The 19213-nt window shown below is 71.5% G+C and carries 19 protein-coding genes and 2 tRNA genes; 12 read left to right on the top strand and 9 right to left on the bottom strand.

Annotated elements, in window-relative coordinates:
- Positions 1–121: 121 nt before the first annotated feature.
- Together ABH928_RS35125 and ABH928_RS35120 are read right to left on the bottom strand one after the other, a co-directional pair.
- On the bottom strand, positions 122–1351 hold the full coding sequence (locus tag ABH928_RS35125; RefSeq protein WP_370072790.1) for an amino acid deaminase/aldolase: 1230 nt from the start codon (positions 1349–1351) through the stop codon (positions 122–124).
- Between the two features lie 118 nt (positions 1352–1469).
- Positions 1470–2276: a serine hydrolase gene (locus tag ABH928_RS35120; RefSeq protein WP_370072789.1), complete on the bottom strand. Its 807-nt coding sequence runs from the start codon at positions 2274–2276 to the stop codon at positions 1470–1472.
- A 239-nt stretch (positions 2277–2515) separates the two neighbouring features.
- Here ABH928_RS35120 and ABH928_RS35115 point away from each other — a divergent pair, with 239 nt between their 5' ends.
- On the top strand, positions 2516–3253 hold the full coding sequence (locus ABH928_RS35115; RefSeq protein ID WP_370072788.1) for an SseB family protein: 738 nt from the start codon (positions 2516–2518) through the stop codon (positions 3251–3253).
- A gap of 208 nt (positions 3254–3461) precedes the next feature.
- Here the strand turns inward: ABH928_RS35115 and ABH928_RS35110 are convergent, their stop codons facing one another.
- On the bottom strand, positions 3462–3809 hold the full coding sequence (locus tag ABH928_RS35110; RefSeq protein WP_196193755.1) for a DUF1844 domain-containing protein: 348 nt from the start codon (positions 3807–3809) through the stop codon (positions 3462–3464).
- A 444-nt stretch (positions 3810–4253) separates the two neighbouring features.
- Here ABH928_RS35110 and infC point away from each other — a divergent pair, with 444 nt between their 5' ends.
- The 7 genes from infC (at position 4254) to pheT (ending at position 11912) form a co-directional block, all read left to right on the top strand.
- Positions 4254–4973 carry a translation initiation factor IF-3 gene (infC, locus tag ABH928_RS35105; RefSeq protein WP_370072793.1) on the top strand — a complete coding sequence of 240 codons (720 nt, stop codon included), beginning with the start codon at positions 4254–4256 and terminating at the stop codon, positions 4971–4973.
- Positions 4974–5104: 131 nt separating this feature from the next.
- Positions 5105–5299, top strand: a complete 195-nt coding sequence (gene rpmI / locus ABH928_RS35100; RefSeq protein WP_370072787.1) for a 50S ribosomal protein L35 — start codon at positions 5105–5107, stop codon at positions 5297–5299.
- Between the two features lie 90 nt (positions 5300–5389).
- Positions 5390–5785, top strand: a complete 396-nt coding sequence (gene rplT, locus ABH928_RS35095; protein ID WP_370072786.1) for a 50S ribosomal protein L20 — start codon at positions 5390–5392, stop codon at positions 5783–5785.
- A 182-nt stretch (positions 5786–5967) separates the two neighbouring features.
- Positions 5968–6834 carry a TrmH family RNA methyltransferase gene (locus ABH928_RS35090; RefSeq protein WP_370072785.1) on the top strand — a complete coding sequence of 289 codons (867 nt, stop codon included), beginning with the start codon at positions 5968–5970 and terminating at the stop codon, positions 6832–6834.
- A 109-nt stretch (positions 6835–6943) separates the two neighbouring features.
- Positions 6944–8077: an ATP-binding protein gene (locus ABH928_RS35085; RefSeq protein ID WP_370072784.1), complete on the top strand. Its 1134-nt coding sequence runs from the start codon at positions 6944–6946 to the stop codon at positions 8075–8077.
- Positions 8078–8283: 206 nt separating this feature from the next.
- Positions 8284–9393 (top strand): phenylalanine--tRNA ligase subunit alpha, encoded by a 1110-nt coding sequence (gene pheS / locus ABH928_RS35080; protein ID WP_370072783.1) that lies wholly within the window; start codon positions 8284–8286, stop codon positions 9391–9393.
- The gene (gene pheT / locus ABH928_RS35075; RefSeq protein WP_370072782.1) at positions 9393–11912 is read left to right on the top strand and encodes a phenylalanine--tRNA ligase subunit beta; all 2520 of its coding nucleotides are present in this window, start codon (positions 9393–9395) and stop codon (positions 11910–11912) included. Before pheS ends, pheT begins: the two co-directional genes overlap by 1 nt.
- A 64-nt stretch (positions 11913–11976) precedes the next feature.
- Here pheT and ABH928_RS35070 read toward each other — a convergent pair whose 3' ends face one another.
- Positions 11977–12594, bottom strand: a complete 618-nt coding sequence (locus ABH928_RS35070) for a DUF4328 domain-containing protein (protein ID WP_370072781.1) — start codon at positions 12592–12594, stop codon at positions 11977–11979.
- A gap of 167 nt (positions 12595–12761) precedes the next feature.
- A complete protein-coding gene (locus ABH928_RS35065; protein WP_370072780.1) occupies positions 12762–14264 on the bottom strand; it encodes a transferase in 1503 nt (500 codons plus the stop codon).
- A 154-nt stretch (positions 14265–14418) separates the two neighbouring features.
- On the opposite strand from ABH928_RS35065, the gene ABH928_RS35060 reads away from it, so the two are divergent.
- The 4 genes from ABH928_RS35060 (at position 14419) to ABH928_RS35045 (ending at position 16891) form a co-directional block, all read left to right on the top strand.
- Positions 14419–14865, top strand: a complete 447-nt coding sequence (locus ABH928_RS35060) for a MarR family winged helix-turn-helix transcriptional regulator (RefSeq protein ID WP_370072779.1) — start codon at positions 14419–14421, stop codon at positions 14863–14865.
- Positions 14862–15746: a HipA family kinase gene (locus ABH928_RS35055; protein ID WP_370072778.1), complete on the top strand. Its 885-nt coding sequence runs from the start codon at positions 14862–14864 to the stop codon at positions 15744–15746. Before ABH928_RS35060 ends, ABH928_RS35055 begins: the two co-directional genes overlap by 4 nt.
- A 116-nt stretch (positions 15747–15862) precedes the next feature.
- Entirely contained in the window at positions 15863–16081 is a 219-nt protein-coding gene (locus ABH928_RS35050) for a hypothetical protein (protein WP_370072777.1), read from the top strand.
- Positions 16082–16105: 24 nt separating this feature from the next.
- Positions 16106–16891 carry a class I SAM-dependent methyltransferase gene (locus ABH928_RS35045; RefSeq protein WP_370072776.1) on the top strand — a complete coding sequence of 262 codons (786 nt, stop codon included), beginning with the start codon at positions 16106–16108 and terminating at the stop codon, positions 16889–16891.
- A gap of 59 nt (positions 16892–16950) precedes the next feature.
- Here the strand turns inward: ABH928_RS35045 and ABH928_RS35040 are convergent.
- The 4 genes from ABH928_RS35040 to ABH928_RS35025 all read right to left on the bottom strand — a co-directional run bounded on the left by ABH928_RS35040 (position 16951) and on the right by ABH928_RS35025 (position 19140).
- A tRNA-Leu gene (locus tag ABH928_RS35040) sits at positions 16951–17023 on the bottom strand.
- A 5-nt stretch (positions 17024–17028) separates the two neighbouring features.
- Positions 17029–17101 (bottom strand) — tRNA-Leu (locus tag ABH928_RS35035).
- Positions 17102–17260: 159 nt separating this feature from the next.
- Positions 17261–18190: a hydroxymethylbilane synthase gene (gene hemC, locus ABH928_RS35030; protein WP_370072775.1), complete on the bottom strand. Its 930-nt coding sequence runs from the start codon at positions 18188–18190 to the stop codon at positions 17261–17263.
- A 92-nt stretch (positions 18191–18282) separates the two neighbouring features.
- Positions 18283–19140 carry a 3-hydroxybutyryl-CoA dehydrogenase gene (locus tag ABH928_RS35025; RefSeq protein WP_370072774.1) on the bottom strand — a complete coding sequence of 286 codons (858 nt, stop codon included), beginning with the start codon at positions 19138–19140 and terminating at the stop codon, positions 18283–18285.
- Between the last annotated feature and the right edge of the window lie 73 nt (positions 19141–19213).

The following is a 19213-nucleotide window of genomic DNA, read 5'->3' as shown; positions in this document are numbered from 1 at the left end:
GGGCGGGTGGGGGGCGGCTGGTGCGGCGCGCCCCCCCCCCGCCCCCCCCCGCCCCCCCCCCCCCGGGGGGGGCCCCGGGCCCCCCCCCCCCCGGGGCCCACCGCCGTCAGCTGATCCGACGTCAGAGGAAGGTCCTGCCCTCGCCCCGGTAGGTCGGCACGGACTCGACCACGCGGTCGCCCTCGACCAGGTGCAGCGTGGCGAAGCGCTCGCACAGCTCGCCGGCCTTGGCGTGCCGGAACCAGACCCGGTCGCCGATTCGCAGATCGTCTGCGGGGGAGCCGAGCAGCGGCGTCTGCACCTCGCCCGCGCCCTCCTGCGGGTCGTAGCGCAGGCCCTCCGGGAGGTAGGGGACGGGTGACCGGTCCGCGCCCGCCGCGCCGGAGGCGGGGTAGCCGCCGCCGAGCACGGTCACCACGCCCACACCGGGACGGCGCACCACGGGCTGGGCGAACAGCGCGGCCGGACGGCCGCTGAAGGAGCGGTAGTTGTCGAAGAGGCGCGGGACGTAGAGCCCGGAGCCGGCGGCCACCTCGGTCACGCAGCTCTCGGCGACGGTGCTCTCCACACTGCCGGTGCCGCCGCCGTTGACGAACTCCAGGTCGGCGACCTCGCGGACGGCCCGGACCACGGCGTCGCGCCGCGCCGCCAGCTCCTGGCGCGCGGTCCGCTGCATCAGCTGGATCGCCCGGGACCGGAACGGCCGCCCGGCGATGCTGTCGCCGACCCCGGCGACTTGGCCCTCGTAGGCCATCAGCCCGACCACCCGGAAGCCCGGCCGACGGCCGATCAGTTCCGCCAGCCCGCGCAGCGCCTCGGGCGTACGCAGCGGCGATCGGCGCGCGCCGATCCGGACGCGCCCGCCCAGCAGGTGCAGCGCGGTGTCCAGCTCCAGGCAGACCCGGATCTCCTCGGTCCCGCCCTCGCGAGCCGCGTCGATCAGGTCCAGCTGGGCCGGGTCGTCGACCAGGATGCTGATCGCCCCGGCCAGCTTCGGGTCGGCGGCCACCGCGGCGAACCCCGCGCGGTCCACCGACGGGTAGGCGAGCAGGATGTCGTCGAAGCCCTCGCGGGCCAGCCAGATCGACTCCTCCAGGGTGAAGCTCATGATCCCCTGGAAGCCGTCCTTGGCGAGCACCCGTTCCAGCAGCGTCCGGCAGCGCACCGACTTGCTCGCCACCCGGACCGGCTTGCCGCTCGCGCGGCGCACCAGGTCGGCGGCGTTCGCGTCGAACGCTGCAAGGTCGACGATCGCCAGCGGGGCGTCGAGATGCGCGGTGGCACGGTCGTAACGTGCGCGGTCGGCAGCGAGGGAGCCGACGGCAAGGGAACCAGCGGAACGGTGCACCATGGGCGAAGCCTGCCACACGGAATTACCTGCGGGTAGGGGTCGGTCCGTCTCGTCCGAACCGTCCGTCTCGTCCGAACCGCACCGACCCCGCACCGACCCCGCTCGGGTCCAGTTCGGGTCAGTCGAAGGCGGATCCGACGGCCGTAGCGACGCGCTGCACCAGGCCGACGCCGCCGTCCATGCTCTGGTTGTCGTCGGAGAGCGCGGCGATCAGCAGGGTGTGGCCGTCCCGGTGGACCTCGCCGATGCTGTTGATCACCCACAGGCCGGTGGCGGAGCGCGGCAGCCACCCGTTCTTCAGCGCGAACGACCCGCCGTCGTCGGCCGCCGCGCTGACGCCCCAGGCCTGGTCCGGCTCGACGGAGGACATCAGCGAGTCCAGATACTCCCTGGAGCCGCGGTCCAGGTGTGAGTGCGAAGTGAACACCTGGCGCAGCAGGGTCAGTTGGTCGCGCGCGGTGGTCGTGGTCAGACCCCAGTAGCCGCCGGTCCCGGCACTGGTGTCGTTCAGGCCGAAGCGCTGGTTGGCCGCGTCCACCCCGGACGCACCGCCCACCGCGTCGAAGAGACTGGTCGCCGCGTCGTTGTCGCTGTTCTCGATCATCTGCTGGGCGAGCGCTCGCTCGTCCGAGTCGAGCGAGGTGCCGTTGTCCTGGTGCTGGAGCAGCAGTGTGGCCAGGATGTCGACCTTGACGATGCTCGCGGTGACGAACGCGTGCCCGGTGTCCCCGCGATCGAGCGAGAGGCCGGTGGTCAGGTCGACGGCGGCGACCGCCGCGTTCCCGTCCGCGCTCGCGAGAGCGGCGTCGATGCCGTCGGTGTGCAGGGTCGGAGTCGGGGCCGGGGCCGATGTGGGAGGGGGAGTGGGACGTGGTGTCGGTGTCGCGCTGCGGGTCGGCGGCGCGGAGGGGGAGTGACGTGGCACAGGTAACGATCTCACCGTCCTCGTCCGGATCCTCGAAGGAGCGGCCGAGGGCCTCGCCTCCGGCCGCCGCGCGGCCGAAGCGTGCAGCAGAACCGCACACAGAACGACGGCCGTGAGCACCGTCCCCACCCCAAGGAGCACACGCCATGCACCATGACGGACCATCCCGTCGACGGCAGAGAAGGAGCCTGGCCGGGGCCTGGGATTCCGCTGGCGGCGGACTGGACTACGCTCGCGGGGTGGAGCGCAAGAACATCCCTGACCCGGGGTTCGCGGGTGACGACGGTTCAGCAGACCCCGAGCTGGCAGCGGCGTTCGCCGCGTACGCGGCGGACCCCGGCCCTGAGGCGGAGACGCGGGTCCTCGCCCTGCTCGCGAAGGCCCGGCTGATGGTGCCGATCGTCGCGATCCTCGGCGAGGTCGAGACGGACGAGCACGGTCACCGCCACGAGAAGACCAGCGACATGGCCGTCCCCACCCTCCAAGCCCCCGACGGACGCAAGGGCCTGCCGGCCTTCACCTCCCTCGACGCCCTCGCCCGCTGGCGCGCCGACGCCCGCCCGGCACCGGTGCCCGCGGCGCAGGCCGTCCAGGCGGCGTGGAGCGAGCAGGCGGAGGCCCTGCTGATCGACCTGGCCGGGCCGGTCCCCTACGAGCTGTCCGGAGCGGCGCTGCGGGCTGTCGCCGAGGGCCGCGCGCATCGTCGTCCGTTGGACGATCCGGAGATCGCGGACGCACTGCGCGCGCTTCTGGCCAAGCACCCGGCCGTGTTGCGCGCGCACCTGCTCGCAAGCGAGCAGACCGACGCCCAACTCGTCCTCATCGCCGAGCCGGGCGCTCCCGCGGAAGCGTTCCAGGCGGTGGCGGGGGACCTGGCGGACAGTCAGCTGTTGCGCATCCGCCTGGACCGCGGCCTCGACCTCGCCGTCATCGCCCCGAGCCCCTCGGAGCCGAAGGCTCCGCTGTACGAACGCTGACGGTTCGCTCCCGCAGGTAGCCGCTCCGGCAGCGGCGCGGGGCTTCTGCACGAGACAAGCCATGCAACACCCGGGGGCGCGGGGAACTGCGCGACAGGCCACCCGGTGAGGCGGGGCCAACGTCCAGGGCCGTCCGCATGTCAGTGGTTCTCGCGCAGTTCCCCGCGCCCCCGGGTACTGCAACGTCCCCCGTGCCGAAAGGCGTGCCTCAGCTGTACACGGGACCGGTGAACTTCTCGCCCGGACCCGTGCCCGGGGCGTCCGGGACGAGGGAGGCCTCGCGGAAGGCCAGCTGGAGCGACTTCAGGCCGTCGCGCAGCGGCGCAGCATGGAAGTTGCTGATCTCCGGCGCCCCCGCCGTCACCAGCCCGGCCAGTGCGGTGATCAGCTTCCGGGCCTCGTCGAGGTCCTTGTGGCCCTCGCCGCCCTCCGCCAGGCCCAGGTTGACCGCCGCCGCGCTCATCAGGTGGACCGCGACGGTCGTGATGACCTCCACGGCAGGGACGTCCGCGATGTCACGGGTCAGGTCGTCGAATTCGGGAGTCTCGCCGCTCATGGCTCAGGTCTCACTTCGTCTACGCTGGTCGGTGTCTCACCCGCAGTCTGCCGGAATCACCCGCGAGAGCGGGAATTCTGCGGTATCGGCGGACGCTGCTATGCTTGCAGACTGAGACCGGCCAGGTACCGCTCTGCCATTACGGCTTCAGCAGTCCCGGCCCGCAAGTGGAGGCTCCAAGGCTCCCACCCGCATCGACCTCCGGGTCGTCGGGTCAACGGTCCGACGTGGCGTTCCGCGCCGGCATGCCATTGATGGCGTGCCACCAGCGGTGCGCGTTCGTTCGTTGTACCTCGGAGCCCCGCCTGCGCGTCATGCGGGGCTTTTTTCGTGCCCGCGGTGCAGTTTCGACACCGCGGATGCGAATGAAGCTCTGCGTGGCGGTACCAAGCCAGCTGTCGCGACTGCCACCCGGCAGGCGCGGAATGCAACCGAGGAGGATCCATCAGCACCGAGCCCCGCATCAACGACCGGATTCGCGTCCCCGAGGTGCGACTCGTTGGTCCCAGCGGCGAGCAGGTCGGCATCGTTCCGCTTGCCAAGGCCCTCGAGCTCGCGCAGGAATACGACCTCGACCTGGTCGAGGTTGCCGCGACCGCGCGTCCGCCCGTGTGCAAGCTCATGGACTACGGCAAGTTCAAGTACGAGTCCGCCATGAAGGCCCGTGAGGCGCGCAAGAACCAGGCGCACACGGTCATCAAGGAAATGAAGCTCCGGCCGAAGATCGACCCGCACGACTATGACACCAAGAAGGGTCACGTCGTTCGGTTCCTCAAGCAGGGCGACAAGGTCAAGATCACGATCATGTTCCGTGGCCGTGAGCAGTCCCGCCCCGAGCTGGGCTTCCGACTGCTGCAGCGTCTCGCGGAGGACGTCCAGGACCTCGGGTTCGTCGAGTCGAACCCGAAGCAGGACGGCCGCAACATGATCATGGTCCTCGGTCCGCACAAGAAGAAGACCGAAGCCATGGCCGAGGCCCGCGAGGCCCAGGCCGCCCGCAAGGCGGCGTTGGGCGGACGCACCGGTCGCACCGCGACCGACGAGGTCGACGAGGCAGGCGAGGTCGACGAGATCGTCGAGGTCGTCGAGGCGGAGGAGCAGCCGCAGGCTGACGCCGTCGAAGAGGTCTCGACCGAGGCTGGTTCGGAGGCCGCGGCCGGCTGACGCCGGTGCGCCCCGACCGCACCGGCCCCCGGGCACCCGCCCGAGGGCCCCAGTAATCACGAAGCGCTCCCGCTCGTCCCGCCGTGAGGCGGTCGCGGGCGGGAGCGGACCGACGAGGAGAGTACGGCGACATGCCGAAGAACAAGACGCACTCCGGTGCCAGCAAGCGCTTCAAGCTCACCGGCTCCGGCAAGGTGCTGCGCCAGCGCGCCGGTCGCCGCCACCTGCTCGAGCACAAGTCGTCCACCCTGACGCGCCGCCTGGCCGGCACCGTCGAGGTGGCTCCCGCCGACGCGAAGAAGATCAAGAAGCTTCTCGGCAAGTGATCGCTGCCCGATCAGGGCACGCCGATCCTTTCGACCACATCAGTAACCGGACCGTGTGACACGACCGCGGTCCCTTTGAAGGAGTAAAACGTGGCACGCGTCAAGCGGGCAGTCAACGCCCACAAGAAGCGCCGGGTCGTCCTCGAGCTGGCCAGCGGTTACCGCGGCCAGCGCTCGCGCCTGTACCGCAAGGCGAAGGAGCAGGTCACCCACTCGTTCGTCTACAACTACAACGACCGGAAGAAGCGCAAGGGCGACTTCCGTCAGCTGTGGATCCAGCGCATCAACGCCGCTGCCCGCGCGAACGGCATGACCTACAACCGCCTGATCCAGGGCCTGAAGGCTGCCAACATCGAGATCGACCGCAAGATGCTGGCCGAGCTCGCCGTCAACGACATCGCCGCGTTCGAGGCGCTCGTCGAGGCCGCTCGCAAGGCCCTGCCGGCCGACGTCAACGCGCCGAAGGTCGCCGCTGACGCCGCCTGAGTGACAGGCATCGCACGTCTGTAGTGCTGTGGGCCCGCAGGGGGTAATCCCCTGCGGGCCCGTTCTGTGGCTGCGGCGGTGGCGGGGCCTGTTTGAGAACTCTCGCCGGGCCCGCGCCGCCGCGAGTTCTCAAACAGGCCCTCGCCCCCGGCGCGACCGTCTTCTGTGGAGTGATCACCGCGATGTCCCTGCCGTACTCGCAGTCCCAGCCCGAGCTCACCTCGCTGCGCTCGCCCCGGGTCAACGCCGCCCGGCGGCTCTCCCGGCGTGCCCAGCGCGGCAAGGAGCGGCGATTCATCGCCGAGGGGCCGCAGGCCGTGCGCGAGGCGGTCGACTTCGGGACGCTGCCCGACGGCAGCCACTCGGTCGTCGAGATCTACACCACCTTCGAGGCCGCCGAGCGGCACGCCGACCTGATCGGCCGCGCCCGCGACGAGCGGGTGCCGGTGCTGACCGCGACCGACGAGGTCATCGCGGCCGTCTGCCAGACCGTCACGCCCCAGGGGATCGTGGCGGTTTGTCGCTTTGTCGATGCCTCCTTCGCCTCGGTGCTGGCCGCCAAGCCGCGCCTGGTCGCGCTGCTCGCCAACGTCCGCGACCCCGGCAACGCCGGGACCGTCCTGCGCACCGCGGACGCCGCGGGCGCCGACGCGGTCGTGCTGACCGACGCCTCGGTCGACCTCTACAACCCCAAGGCCGTGCGCGCCTCCGTCGGCAGCCTCTACCACCTGCCGGTGGCCGTCGGAGTCCCCGTGGAGGAGGCCGTGGCCGGACTGCGCGAGGCCGGGATCCGGGTCGTCGCGGCGGACGGCGCGGGCGACCGCGACCTCGACGCCGAACTGGACGAGGGCGCCCTCGGCGCGCCCACCGCGTGGCTCTTCGGCAACGAGGCCTGGGGCCTGCCGGAGGAGACCCGGGCGCTGGCAGACGCGGTCGTCCGGGTCCCGATCCACGGGCATGCGGAGAGCCTCAACCTGGCCACGGCCGCCGCCGTCTGCCTCTACGCCTCGGCGCGCGCCCAGCGTGCACCCGGAGGGTGTCGTTCCTGACTGCCGTGGGTAGGGCGGATGTCGCTAGGGTGGCCGTGCTGTCGTAATCGCGGTCGCGGGGCCGCGATCACGGGGCTCGGCGTACGGGGTCTGGAGGGGAGGCGCGGCCATGGGGAGTCCGATACCGGAACAGCGCGGTGCCTGCGTTCCCAAAGACGACGTTCCCACGGACGACTCCGTCGATCCCGAGGACCTGCCCGACGGTCTGCTGATCGCCGACGAGAACGGCGTCGTCGTGGTCTTCAACCTCGCCGCCGCCAGGATCACCGGTCTGCGTCGTGAAACCGTCCTCGGCCGTCCGCTGGCCGCGGCGCTCCCGCTCGAAGACCTCGAGGGCCGCCGCTGGTGGCAGTTGACCGATCCGTACGGCGGCCTCTCCATCCGCACCAGCCAGCCCGAGCGCAATCTGCTGCTGCCCGGCCCCGGCGGACGCGAGGTCCTGGTCTCCGCGCGCTACCTCCGCGCCGGCGGCCGCACCGGCCCGGTCCGCCGCGTCGTGGTCGCGTTGCGCGGCACGGAGGCGCGACGGCGCACGGAACGCAGCCATGCGGAGCTGATCGCCACCGTCGCCCACGAGTTGCGCTCGCCGCTGACCAGCGTCAAGGGGTTCACGGCCACCCTGCTGCAGAAGTGGGAGCGGTTTACCGAACCGCAGAAGAAGCTGATGCTGGAGACGGTCGACGCCGACGCCAACCGGGTCACCCGGCTGATCGCCGAGCTGCTCGACATCTCCCGGATCGACTCCGGCCGCCTGGAAGTGCGGCGGCAGCCGGTCCGGCTGGACGTGGCGGTGCGGCGTCATGTGGACGGCCTCGTCGCGGCGGGCGTGCCGGAGGAACGTTTCGCGGTGCGGCTCGCGGAGCCGCTGCCGCAGTTGTGGGCCGACTCCGACAAGTTGGACCAGGTGCTGGGGAACCTGCTGGAAAATGCCGTGCGGCACGGTGAGGGCACTGTCACCATCATGGTGGAACCGACGAAGTCCGAGGAAGCCTCGGGCCGCGTGCGCGAAGGGACGGCGGTGACGGTGAGCGACCAGGGACCCGGCATTCCCGAGGAGTCGATCCCGCGCGTCTTCACCCGCTTCTGGCGCGGCAGCAAGCGCGGCGGCACGGGCCTGGGCCTTTACATCGTCAAGGGCATCGTCGAAGCGCACGGCGGAACGATCCGTGTCGACCGCGGGCCCGAGGGCGGGGCGAGTTTCCGATTTATTCTGCCGCCCGGGATTCCCGAGGTTCTGGCGTAAGCCACCACAGGGGCGCGGGGAACTGCGCGACACGCCACCCACGCAGGTCGAGCACCGAACGCGCAGGGCCATCCGCTCATCAGTGGTTTCTCGCGCAGTTCCTCGCGCCCCTGGATAGTGCATCGTCCCTGGCCCGGGAAAAGGGAACGTCGGCAAACCCACTAGACTCGGCCATTGGCCGCTTCGCCGTAAACGGGAAGAGAGAGATGTCCGCACCCAACAAGTCGTACGACCCGGTGGAGGTCGAGGCCTTGAAGCCGGAGGAGATCGAGCGCCTGCGCGACGAGGCGATCGCTGCCTTCGCCGCTGCGACCGATCTCGACGCCCTGCACGAGGCCAAGGTCGCCCACACCGGTGACCGTTCCCCGCTCGCGCTCGCCAACCGTGAGATCGGCGCCCTGCCGCCCGCCGCCAAGGCGGACGCCGGCAAGCGCGTCGGCGCGGCCCGTGGCGCCGTCAACAAGGCCCTCGCCGAGCGTCGTACCGCGCTGGAGGCCGAGCGCGACGCGCGCGTGCTCGTCGAGGAGGCCGTCGACGTCACGCTGCCCTACGACCGTGCCCCGCGCGGTGGTCGGCACCCGCTGACGACCTTCGCCGAGCGGCTGATGGACGTCTTCACGGCCATGGGCTACTCCGTCGCCGAGGGCCCCGAGGTCGAGGCCGAGTGGCTCAACTTCGACGCCCTGAACATGGGCCCGGACCACCCGGCGCGGTCCACCCAGGACACCTTCTTCCTCAAGGACGCCGACTCCGTCGTCCTCCGGACCCACACGTCCGGCGTGCAGATCCGCTCCCTCCTCGCCGCCGCCGAGCCGCCGGTCTACGTGATCTGCCCGGGCCGCGTCTTCCGCAGCGACGAGCTGGACGCGACGCACACCCCCGTCTTCAACCAGGTCGAGCTGCTGGCCGTCGACCAGGGTCTGACCATGTCGGACCTCAAGGGCACCCTGGACCACATGGTCCAGGCGCTGTTCGGCGAGGGCCTCACCACCCGCCTGCGCCCGAACTACTTCCCCTTCACCGAGCCGTCCGCCGAGATGGACATGGTCTGCTTCGTCTGCCGCGGCGAGTCCGTCGGCAACCCGGACCGTCCCTGCCGGACCTGCTCCTCCGAGGGATGGATCGAGCTCGGCGGCTGCGGCATGGTCAACCCGCGGGTGCTGGTCGCCTGCGGCATCGACCCCAACAAGTACAGCGGCTTCGCGTTCGGCTTCGGCATCGAGCGCATGCTCATGTTCCGGCACAACGTCGAGGACATGCGAGACATCGTCGAGGGTGACGTCCGTTTCACCCTTCCCTTCGGGATGGAGATCTGATGCGCGTCCCGCTTTCCTGGCTGCGGGAGTACGTCGACCTCCCTGCCGGTGAGACCGGCCGAGACATCCAGGCCAAGCTGGTCCGGGCCGGCCTGGAGGTCGAGTCCGTCGAGCAGCTCGGCGGCGACCTCAAGGGCCCGCTGGTGGTCGGCAAGGTCCTGGCCATCGAGGAGCTCACGGGCTTCAAGAAGCCGATCCGCTACTGCCAGGTGGACGTCGGCGTCGCCAACGGAACCGGTGAGCCGCAGAACATCGTCTGCGGCGCGCGGAACTTCGCCGTCGGCGACAAGGTCGTCGTCGTGCTCCCGGGCGCGGTGCTGCCCGGTCCGTTCCCGATCGCGGCGCGTCAGACCTACGGCAAGACCTCCGAGGGCATGATCTGCTCGGCCCGCGAGCTGGGCATGGGCGACGACCACGACGGCATCATCGTGCTGCCGCCGGAGTACGAGCCCGGCACCGACGCGATCGAGCTGCTGGAGCTGGTCGACGAGGTGCTGGACATCGCCGTCACCGCGGACCGTGGCTACTGCCTCTCGGTCCGCGGCGTGGCGCGGGAGACCGCCATCGCCTACGACCTGCCACTGCGCGACCCGGCCCTGATCGACGTGCCGCCGGCCAACTCCTACGGCCCGCTGGTCACGGTCGAGGACCAGGCCGCTTGCGACCGCTTCGTCGCGCGCAGCGTCATTGGCCTGGACCCGGCGGCCAAGTCGCCGATCTGGATGCAGCGCCGGGTCCAGAAGGCGGGCATGCGCCCGATCTCGCTGGCCGTCGACATCACCAACTACGTGATGCTGGAGCTGGGTCAGCCGCTGCACGCGTACGACAAGCACCGCGTCGACGGCGGCATCACGGTCCGCCGTGCGACGCCGGGCGAGAAGCTGCGCACGCTGGACGGCGTGGAGCGCACCCTCGACCCCGAGGACCTGCTGATCACGGACAACAGCGGCCCGATCGGCATCGCCGGTGTCATGGGCGGCGCGGGCACCGAGATCGCCGACCCGGTCGTGGACCCGGAGACGGGCCTGGCCACCGGCACCACCGAGGTCGTCATCGAGGCCGCGCACTTCGCGCCGGTCTCCATCGCCCGCAGCGCCCGTCGCCACAAGCTGCCCTCCGAGGCCGCCAAGCGGTTCGAGCGCGGCGTCGACCCGGAGGCCACCAAGGCTGCCGCGCAGCGAGCCGTGGACCTGCTGGTCCTGGTCGCGGGCGGCACCGCCGAGGCGGGCGTCACCGACGTCGTCGCCCCGCACCCGGTCCACGCGATCACCATCGCCGCCGACCACCCGGACCGCGTCGCGGGCCAGGAGTACGGGCGCGAGACCGTCGTCCGCCGCCTCCAGGAGGTCGGCTGCACGGTCGTCGGCTCGGACGTGCTGACGGTCACCCCGCCGAGCTGGCGTCCGGACCTCACCGACCCGAACGACCTGGCGGAGGAGGTCATCCGCCTGGAGGGCTACGAGAACCTGCCCTCCACGCTGCCGAACGTCCCGGCGGGCACCGGCCTGACGGAGATTCAGCGGCTGCGCCGCCGGATCGGCCTGGCGCTGGCCGCGGCCGGTCACGTCGAGGTGCAGAACTACCCGTTCATCGGCGAGGCGGTCCTCGACCACCTCGGCATCGAGGCGGGCGACCCGCGCCGCGAGACGGTGAAGATCGCCAACCCGATCTCCCACGAGGAGCCCTCGCTCCGTACGACGATCCTGCCCGGCCTGCTGGGTGCGCTGCACCGCAACGTCGGCCGTGGCACGACGGACGTGGCGCTGTTCGAGCTCGGTCGGATCTTCCGCGTCGACGGCACCGCCGACACGCTCTACAGCGCGCCGCGTCTGCCGATCGACCGCCGTCCCACCGAGGACGAGATCGCGCAGCTGGACGCCGCCCTGCCGCGTCAGCCGTACCGGGTCGGTGTGGTGCTCGCGGGCAGCCGCGACCCGCAGGGCTGGTGGGGCAAGGCCGAGGCGTGGACCTGGGTCGACGCGGTCGAGGCCGCGCGCACCGTCGCGGACGCGGCCGGCGTCCCGCTGACGGTCCGTCAGGACCAGCACGCCCCCTGGCATCCGGGCCGCTGCGCCGCCCTTTATGCCGGCGATCGGCTGGTCGGCCACGCGGGCGAGCTGCACCCGCGCGTCATCAAGGCGCTGAACCTGACGGAGCGCACCTGCGCGATGGAGCTGGACCTCGACGCGCTCGTCGAGGACGGCGCGGTCAAGCCGGAGGGTCCGAAGATCTCCACCTTCCCGGTGGCGACCCAGGACGTGGCCCTGATCGTGGACGACGCGGTCCCGGCCGGCGACGTCGAGGCGGCGCTGCGCGCCGGGGCGGGCGACCTGCTGGAGAGCCTGCGGCTCTTCGACGTCTACCGGGGCGAGAGCGTCGGCGAGGGCCGGAAGTCCCTGGCGTACGCGCTGCGCTTCCGCGCGTCGGACCGCACCCTCACCGCGGACGAGGCGAGCGCGGCCCGCGAGTCGGCGGTCGCCGAGGCGAGCGCGCGCGTCGGAGCGACGCTCCGCGGCTGACCTGCCGGGCTCAGCGGAAAGGCCCGCCCCTCCACCCGTTTCGCGGGGGAGGGGCGGGCCGTTTTCAGTCGACCAGGCCGGCGGTCTGCCAGGCGGTGATCCGCCTGACGACGAGGACGAGGAACACGCCGGCCCCCAGGATGAGCAGCATGAGTACCGTGTCGACGTTCGCGTTGACCAGGGCGTCGTGTTCGGAGGCCTCCTGCTGGGCGAGCCGCCACTGGGTCGGCTTGAGGAAGCCGTCGAGCAGGAAGCACGCCCACCACCACTGAACCAGGGTCAGCGAGGGCGCGGGCCGCTTAGGAGCGCTGGCCCGCCAGATGTCGCGGAGGACCTGGTAGGGGTACCAGAGGTTGGCCACCGGCGTGATCCAGGCGCCGATGACCCAGGGCCGGGAGCGGCGCTGTGACTCGACGCCGCGTAGCAGCTCGGCGTTGATCCGCGCGCGCCACAGCCAGACCAGGAAGACCACGCCGGTCACGAACCAGACCAGCAGGGTCCACTCCGAACTCAGCTGGGTGAGCAGGTCGTTGCTCGCGGACTCGAGGTCCGCGGCGCTCGCGGTTCCCGCGAGGTAGTCGTGGATCAGGAAGTAGTCGCGCCAGTTCCCGGCCAGGACCACGATTTCGCGCACGATCGACAGCGCGATCAGAAACGTCACCAGCTGCGCGGCGCGGGTCACCGACCGGGGCCTTTGTGAGCCGGTTGCATTCGTGGTGTTCGCGGGCTGTGCTGTGCCGGACCGTGGGCTGTCCATCCGTCCCCCTGAAAGCCGCCGAGCAGGACTTCGGATGGTAGAGGCATTGTCATGACACGAACAGCCACTAGTGGCTCTTTGCACGATCGTGGCTAGGACAGTCCGAAGAGCTGCAGTACCCGGACCACGAGCCAGACCAGCAGGCCCAGCCCGGTGACCAGCTCGATGCCCTTCCACAGCACGGCCTGTGCGGCGTAGTCGCCCCGGGCGACCATGCCTCGTCGGCGGATCCCGTTCGACGCGAGGGCGGTCTTCACGGCGCGGGCCACGAGGTGGACCGGGGTGAACGTGGTCATCGTCGCCAGGAAGGCGGACTTCGAACGGGAGGGGAGGCGGGCCAGCCAGCTGCGCCGGGGCGACTCCCGTGGCGGGCGGTGCACGGGGTGCACCTGGGGATTCCATTCGGCGTCGAAGGAGACGACTGCGGAGATCCAGGATTGCCCTGCGGTCACCTCGTCGAGTCGGGTCGGTGTCGGCAGCAGCACGTCCAGCCGGGGGGCCAGGTCCTCCCGGTCCTTCGGCACCAGCAGGATCAGCTTCCGTGGGGGCTGGGTGGAGCGTGCCTGCTCGACCTCCCACCACAGGCCGTCGCCCAAACCCAGGTGCAGCACGATGAGTTGGGACAGGTCCATGAGCTGTCTGACCGCGGGCTTCCAGTCGTCGGTCGGCAGGTAGAACCGGGCCGCGCCGAGTCGCGGCAGCGATTCCTCGGGGTCGCCCACCGCGATCACCGGGCCGAAGGCGCTCAGGGACGCCGCGAGCTGCTCCTCACGGGAGTGGATGTTGACGGCCACCACGTCGTCGACCTCGGCCATGTCCTCGTCGGCGGGCTTGAAGCTGCGCAGGTAGAGCACGGGACGTCGACCGTCGGAGAGCAGCGCCCGTGCCGCGTCCCTCGCTGCGCGCGGGCGGGTGTAGCGCAGCAGGAAGAATCCGGCGGCCAGCGAGCCCAGCCCGAGCGGGAGGAGGAGCATCTGCACCACCACGGGCATAGGGGAGGCGCCCTGGTGGGTGAACGCGCTGTAGGCGTAGAAGCCCGCCGCGAAGAGACCGCTGCCGAAGCCGTTCGCCGTCAGGAAGAGCGGCCGCCGCCACCAGGGATGGTTCGGCGCGAACCGGCTGACGATCCTGGCCATCTCCGCCGCGCCCGCCCGGCGGCGACGCCGCAGCCACAGCGCGGGCGCAAGCAGGGCCTCGGCCGCCACCAGCCACCACAGTGCGTCCAAGGCCGAGGAGGTGAACTGTCGGCTGAGCGAGGCCTGATCGTGGGCGACCTGCGCCGACAGTGAGGCGACCCGCTGGCGGGCCGGTGCGACCCTGCCGGCCTCGGCCTCCTCGGCGGCAGCGGCGACCGTGGGTCGGCTCTCGCCCGCCGGGGGAGCGTTCATCGCGAACCAGGCGTTGCCCGCCGTGATCCCGGCGCGCGCCGAGGCGTCCCCGTCGGCGTAGTGGTCCAGCGCCGCGACGAACGCCGCCGCCTGGTCCGGGGCCTCGCGGAAGCGGTCGCGGGCCTGGAGGTCCAGACCCGCGTTGATCGCCAGCTGCAGTGCCACGTACAGCGTCACCACCGCGACGACCGTCGTCCAGCGGGCCAATGCCCGTAAGCCTGAGCCCAACGCAGCCCCCCGGTTTCTGACATGGCCTCAGCCAAGGCAACACCACGAGCGCGGCCGGAGGCAATCGTCAGCACGGAACAGGTTGATTGCTGAACTGATCCTTGAGTGCTCAAGTATCTGCTAGCGTGGGTGTATGTCCACCCGCTCCGCCACCGACTCGCTCGACACCGCACTGCGCTTCACCCGCGCGCACACCGCCATGGCCAAGCGGTTGGACGCCGTCCTCTCCAACCGGCACGGCATCAGCTACTCCGACTTCCAGATCCTGCTGCACCTGGGCGCCGCGCCCAACACCCGGATGCGGCGCGTGGACCTCGCGGAGGCGCTGGGACTGACCGCGTCCGGGGTGACCAGGGGCCTCGGGCCGCTGGAGCGGATCGGGCTGGTGGACCGCGAGAAGGACCCCCGCGACGCCCGCGTCGCATACGCCGCGCTGACCGAGACCGGGCGGGCGCTGCTCGTCGAGATGACGGTGAGCGCGCAGGAGGTCGCCTCCGACTGGTTCACCCCGAGCTGCTCGACCGCCGAGGTGGCCACGCTCTCCGCGCTGCTCGGCGCACTAGCCGGGAGCGGACGGTGACCGGGCCCGCCGGGCGCGCTGCGCTCGCCGAGGTCACGGCGCTCGGGTACGTCGCGCCGCTGCGCGCGGGCGGCTCCCTGCCCGCGATCGTCGAGACCGACGACCTGGGCACCTATGTGGTGAAGTTTCACGCCGCGGCCCAGGGACGCAAGGCGCTGGTCGCCGAGGTGATCGTGGGGGAGCTGGGCCGCAGGCTGGGGCTGCGGGTGCCGGAGCTGGTGCTGGTGCGGTTCGACCCGGCGGTCTCCGCCGCCGAGCCGGACCAGGAGGTGCAGGACCTGCACCGGGCCAGCGAGGGGCTGAACCTGGGGCTCGACTACCTGCCCGGTGCGACGGACTTCCGGCCCGGACAGGAAGGGGTCGACATCTCCGCCGAGGAGGCGGGTCGCGTGGTCTGGTTCGACGCGCTCGTCGGGAACGTCGACCGGACCGTCCGCAACCCCAATCTGATGGTCTGGCACCGCCGCCTCTGGCTGATCGACCACGGTGCGGCGCTGATCTTCCACCACCGCTGGGAGACCGCCGAGGACGCCGTGGCCAAGGCCTACGACCTGTCCGCGCACGCGCTCGGCGGCTACCGCCCCGACGTCCTCGCCGCCGACACCGCGCTCGCGCCGCTGGTGACGGAGGCGCTGCTGCGGGAGGTGCTGGCCGAGGTCCCGGATCCGTGGCTGGAGCCCGAATCCGGGTCCCAGGCCGGTCTCGCGACGCCGGATGGGCTGCGCGAGGCCTACGTCGCCCAACTCGCCGCGCGCGTGGCCCGCTCCGACGAGTGGATCCCGCGCTGCTTCGCCACCCCGCAGGAGCTCGCCGACCGCGAGGCGGCCAAGCGCCGCGAGACCCTGGCCGGGCGTCCCGCCTGGCTCCAGCACGTGCGCTGACCTGCCCAGTTGGCCGCGTCCTGCCGACCTCTGGTCACACGGCCCCGCAGGCATCACTCTTGATGGTGGATCACTCGGCTTCTGTGTGACCGACTGGGATGAGAGGTGCCACGCGCATGAAGGCGATACGACTGATCATTGCCGCCGCGGCTGCGGCCTTCGCCGGGCTGCTGATCGCGGACAACCGGGGCGGTGGGCCCACGTACCACGTCACCGTGCTCAACCACGCGTTCGGCACGGTCAGCACGCTGGACGCGTTCATCGCCGGGCTCGCGCTCGCGCTGCTCTTCGGGCTGGCGATGGGGCTCGGCTTCGGCGGCCGTTCCCGACGCTGAGGGGGGTCAGTGAACAGCCGTCTGATGACAGGTCAGGAAGTCGCCGAGCTGGAGCGGCTCCGGCTGGAGTCGACCGTGTGGGAGCCCGCCGGACGACGTCTGCTGGAGCTGGCGGGGGACGGGCGCGGCACGCGCGCCCTCGACGTGGGCTGCGGCAGCCTCGGCTGGCTACGGCTGCTCAGCGACTGGACCGGCGAGTCCGGCGCGGTGCTCGGGGCCGACGCCGACCGGAGGAAGCTGGAGCACGCGGCGGGCCTGGTCGAGGAGGAGAGCCTGGTCAACGTCCGCCTGATCGTGGACGACCCGTTCGCCTCGGAGCTGGAGCAGCACGGCTTCGACCTCGTCCACGCGCGGCTGACGCTCGCCTCCCTCGGCCGCGCCGAGGAGCAACTCCGCAGCCATCTGGCGCTGGTGGCGCCGGGCGGTGCGCTGGTCCTGGAGGAGCCCGACACCTGCTCCTGGCGGTTCAACGCCCCGGCCCCGGCGGCGGAGCGGCTGGTCGGCCTGATCACCGAGGCCGTCGCCGCAGCGGGCGGCGACATGGACGCGGGGCGTCGACTCCCGGCCCTGTTCCGGGCGCAGGGCCTCACCCCGCGGATACGCACCGAGGTCCTGGCGCTCGAACCGGGCCATCCGTACCTGCGGTCACCGCTCCACCTCGCGGAGTCGCTGCGGCCCGGGCTGCTCGCCTCGGTCGACGAGGGGACGCTCGACGCGCTCGTCGCCGCCGCGACCGAGGAGCTGGGCGATCCGGGGCGTTGGGGCATGTCGTTCACCATGGTCCAGTGCTGGGCCCGTGTCGGCGGCTGATGCCCTGGGGCCCGGGAGCGCGTCCGGCTCCCGGGCCCCTTCGACGGCCGCGTGAAACGTGACGCCGACAGGATTCGAACCTGCACCGTGCGGTCCCTCAGACCGCTGCCTCTACCGTTGGGCCACAGCGCCTTGCGTAGCGTCGGTGCGATTCGAACGCACACTGTTCCGGTCCTGAACCGGATCCCTCTGCCGTTGGGGTACGACGCCATGACATCCGCAAGCGCCGCCCGGTGTCGGGCTGCTGCTGCGGTGCCGAGATCGACTCTACGGACGGGGGATTGGCTCAGCGAACGGTTTTCCGGCGGCCGGTCGTGCGTGCCGGCGCTACGCCTGGCGGGACTGAGGCCGCGCAGCGGCGCTCAGTGCTCAGTGCGGGATCTGGTCGATCAGCTCGCGTGCGCCCTGGCGGAGCAGGGCGAGGGCGGTGGCCATGCCCAGCTCGTCCGGGGTGAGCGCGCCCGCCCACTCGTGGGCGTTGACGACCTTCTTGCCGTCCGGGGTGAAGACCTTGGCGCGCAGCGAGAGGCTGCCGTCGGCGGCGCAGGCGGCGTAGCCCGCGATGGGGGAGTTGCAGTGGCCCTGGAGGGCGTGCAGCATCATCCGCTCCGCGTGGGCCTCGCGCCAGGTCGGGACGTGGTTCAGCGGCGCGATGGCGTCGATGGTGTCGGTGTCGTCGTCGCGGCACTGCAGGGCGAGGATGCCCGCGCCGATCGGCGGGCACATGGCGTCCACGTCGAGGATGTGGCTGATGCGCTCCTCCAGGCCGATCCGGTGCAGACCGGAGACGGCGAGGATCAGCGCGTCGAACTCGCCCGCGTCCAGCTTGGCCAGACGGGAGTTGGCGTTGCCGCGGATCGGCACGCAGTCCAGCCACGGGTGGGAGTCGGCGAGTTGGGCGATCCGGCGGACCGAGCTGGTGCCGACCCTGGCGCCGTGCGGCAGTTCGTCGAGGGTGAGGCCCCGGGGGTGGACGACGGCGTCGCGGATGTCGTCGCGTTCCAGGTAGGCGGCCACGGTGGTGCCCTCGGGCAGCGGCCGGTCGCCGGGCATGTCCTTGAGGCAGTGGACGGCCAGGTCCGCCTCGCCGGAGAGCAGTGCTGCGTCGACCTCCTTGGTGAACGCGCCCTTGCCGCCGAGCTGGGACAGCGCGCCCTGCCAGCGGTCGCCGCTGGTGGTGACGGGAACGACCTGCGTCTCCAGGCCCGGATGCTGCCGGTGGAGCAGCGCGCGGACCCGCTCGACCTGGGCGAGGGCCATGGGGGAGGAGCGGGTCACGATCCGGATCGTCGAAGCCATGGCAGCGACGATACTCCGTCAGTTTCCGTCGTCCGCACGCCCTCCCCGGCCGGCCGAGGCCGAGGAGGCGGGGAGGGCAGCTGAGTACACGCTCAGTACTGGTAGAAGCCGCGGCCGGACTTGCGGCCCAGCAGGCCCGCGTCGACCATGCGCTGGAGCAGCGGCGGGGCCGCGTACAGGGGCTCCTTGAATTCGTCGTACATCGACTCGGCGATGGAGACGATGGTGTCCAGGCCGATCAGGTCGCACAGGCGGAGCGGGCCCATCGGGTGGGCGCAGCCGGCCTCCATGCCCTTGTCGATGTCCTCGGCGGTGGCGATGCCGGACTCGAACATGCGGACGGCGGACAGCAGGTAGGGCACCAGCAGCGCGTTGACCACGAAGCCCGCGCGGTCGCGGGCGCGGATCGGGTCCTTGGTGAGGATGTCGCGGGTGAAGGCCTCGGCGCGGGCCACGGTCTCGGCCGAGGTGGTCAGCGTCGGGATGATCTCGACCAGCTTCTGCACCGGCGCGGGGTTGAAGAAGTGCACGCCCAGGACCTGCTCGGGGCGGCTGGTCGAGGCGGCCAGCTTGACGATCGGGATCGACGAGGTGTTCGAGGCGAGGATCGCATCGCGGCGCTCGACGACCCGGTCCAGGGTCTCGAAGATGGCGATCTTGATGTCCTCGCGCTCCGCGACGGCCTCGATCGTGAGGTCGCGGTCGGCGAACTCGGCGAGGTCGGTGGTGAAGGAGATCCGCGCCAGCGCGGTGTCGCGGTCCTCCTGCGTGAGCTTGCCGCGCTTGACGGCGGTGTCGAAGGAGGTGGTGATCCGGGTGCGGCCCAGCTCCAGCGCCTCACCGTTGGCCTCGGAGACCTTGACGTCCAGGCCGGAGCGGGCGAACACCTCCGCGATCCCGGACCCCATCAGGCCGCAGCCCACCACTCCTACACGCGCGATGTCGCTCACTCGTGGCTTCCTCAGTTAGTCGGTTCGTCGGTGCAATCCACGCAACGGCCCGACGTTACCTCCTGTCCCCTCC

The organism is Streptacidiphilus sp. MAP5-3 (genome assembly GCF_041262505.1).
Lineage (GTDB): Bacteria > Actinomycetota > Actinomycetes > Streptomycetales > Streptomycetaceae > Streptacidiphilus.
This window is presented reverse-complemented; position numbering and strand designations above follow the sequence as displayed.

Bases quoted from the DNA above. Each gene is read 5' to 3' on its own strand.
- pheT (WP_370072782.1), top strand. From the start codon at position 9,393: ATGCGCGTCCCGCTTTCCTGGCTGCGGGAGTACGTCGACCTCCCTGCC.
- hemC (WP_370072775.1), bottom strand. From the start codon at position 18,190: ATGGCTTCGACGATCCGGATCGTGACCCGCTCCTCCCCCATGGCCCTC.
- ABH928_RS35125 (WP_370072790.1), bottom strand. From the start codon at position 1,351: ATGGTGCACCGTTCCGCTGGTTCCCTTGCCGTCGGCTCCCTCGCTGCC.
- ABH928_RS35110 (WP_196193755.1), bottom strand. From the start codon at position 3,809: ATGAGCGGCGAGACTCCCGAATTCGACGACCTGACCCGTGACATCGCG.
- ABH928_RS35085 (WP_370072784.1), top strand. From the start codon at position 6,944: ATGGGGAGTCCGATACCGGAACAGCGCGGTGCCTGCGTTCCCAAAGAC.
- rpmI (WP_370072787.1), top strand. From the start codon at position 5,105: ATGCCGAAGAACAAGACGCACTCCGGTGCCAGCAAGCGCTTCAAGCTC.
- pheS (WP_370072783.1), top strand. From the start codon at position 8,284: ATGTCCGCACCCAACAAGTCGTACGACCCGGTGGAGGTCGAGGCCTTG.
- ABH928_RS35060 (WP_370072779.1), top strand. From the start codon at position 14,419: ATGTCCACCCGCTCCGCCACCGACTCGCTCGACACCGCACTGCGCTTC.
- ABH928_RS35045 (WP_370072776.1), top strand. From the start codon at position 16,106: ATGACAGGTCAGGAAGTCGCCGAGCTGGAGCGGCTCCGGCTGGAGTCG.
- ABH928_RS35050 (WP_370072777.1), top strand. From the start codon at position 15,863: ATGAAGGCGATACGACTGATCATTGCCGCCGCGGCTGCGGCCTTCGCC.
- ABH928_RS35090 (WP_370072785.1), top strand. From the start codon at position 5,968: ATGTCCCTGCCGTACTCGCAGTCCCAGCCCGAGCTCACCTCGCTGCGC.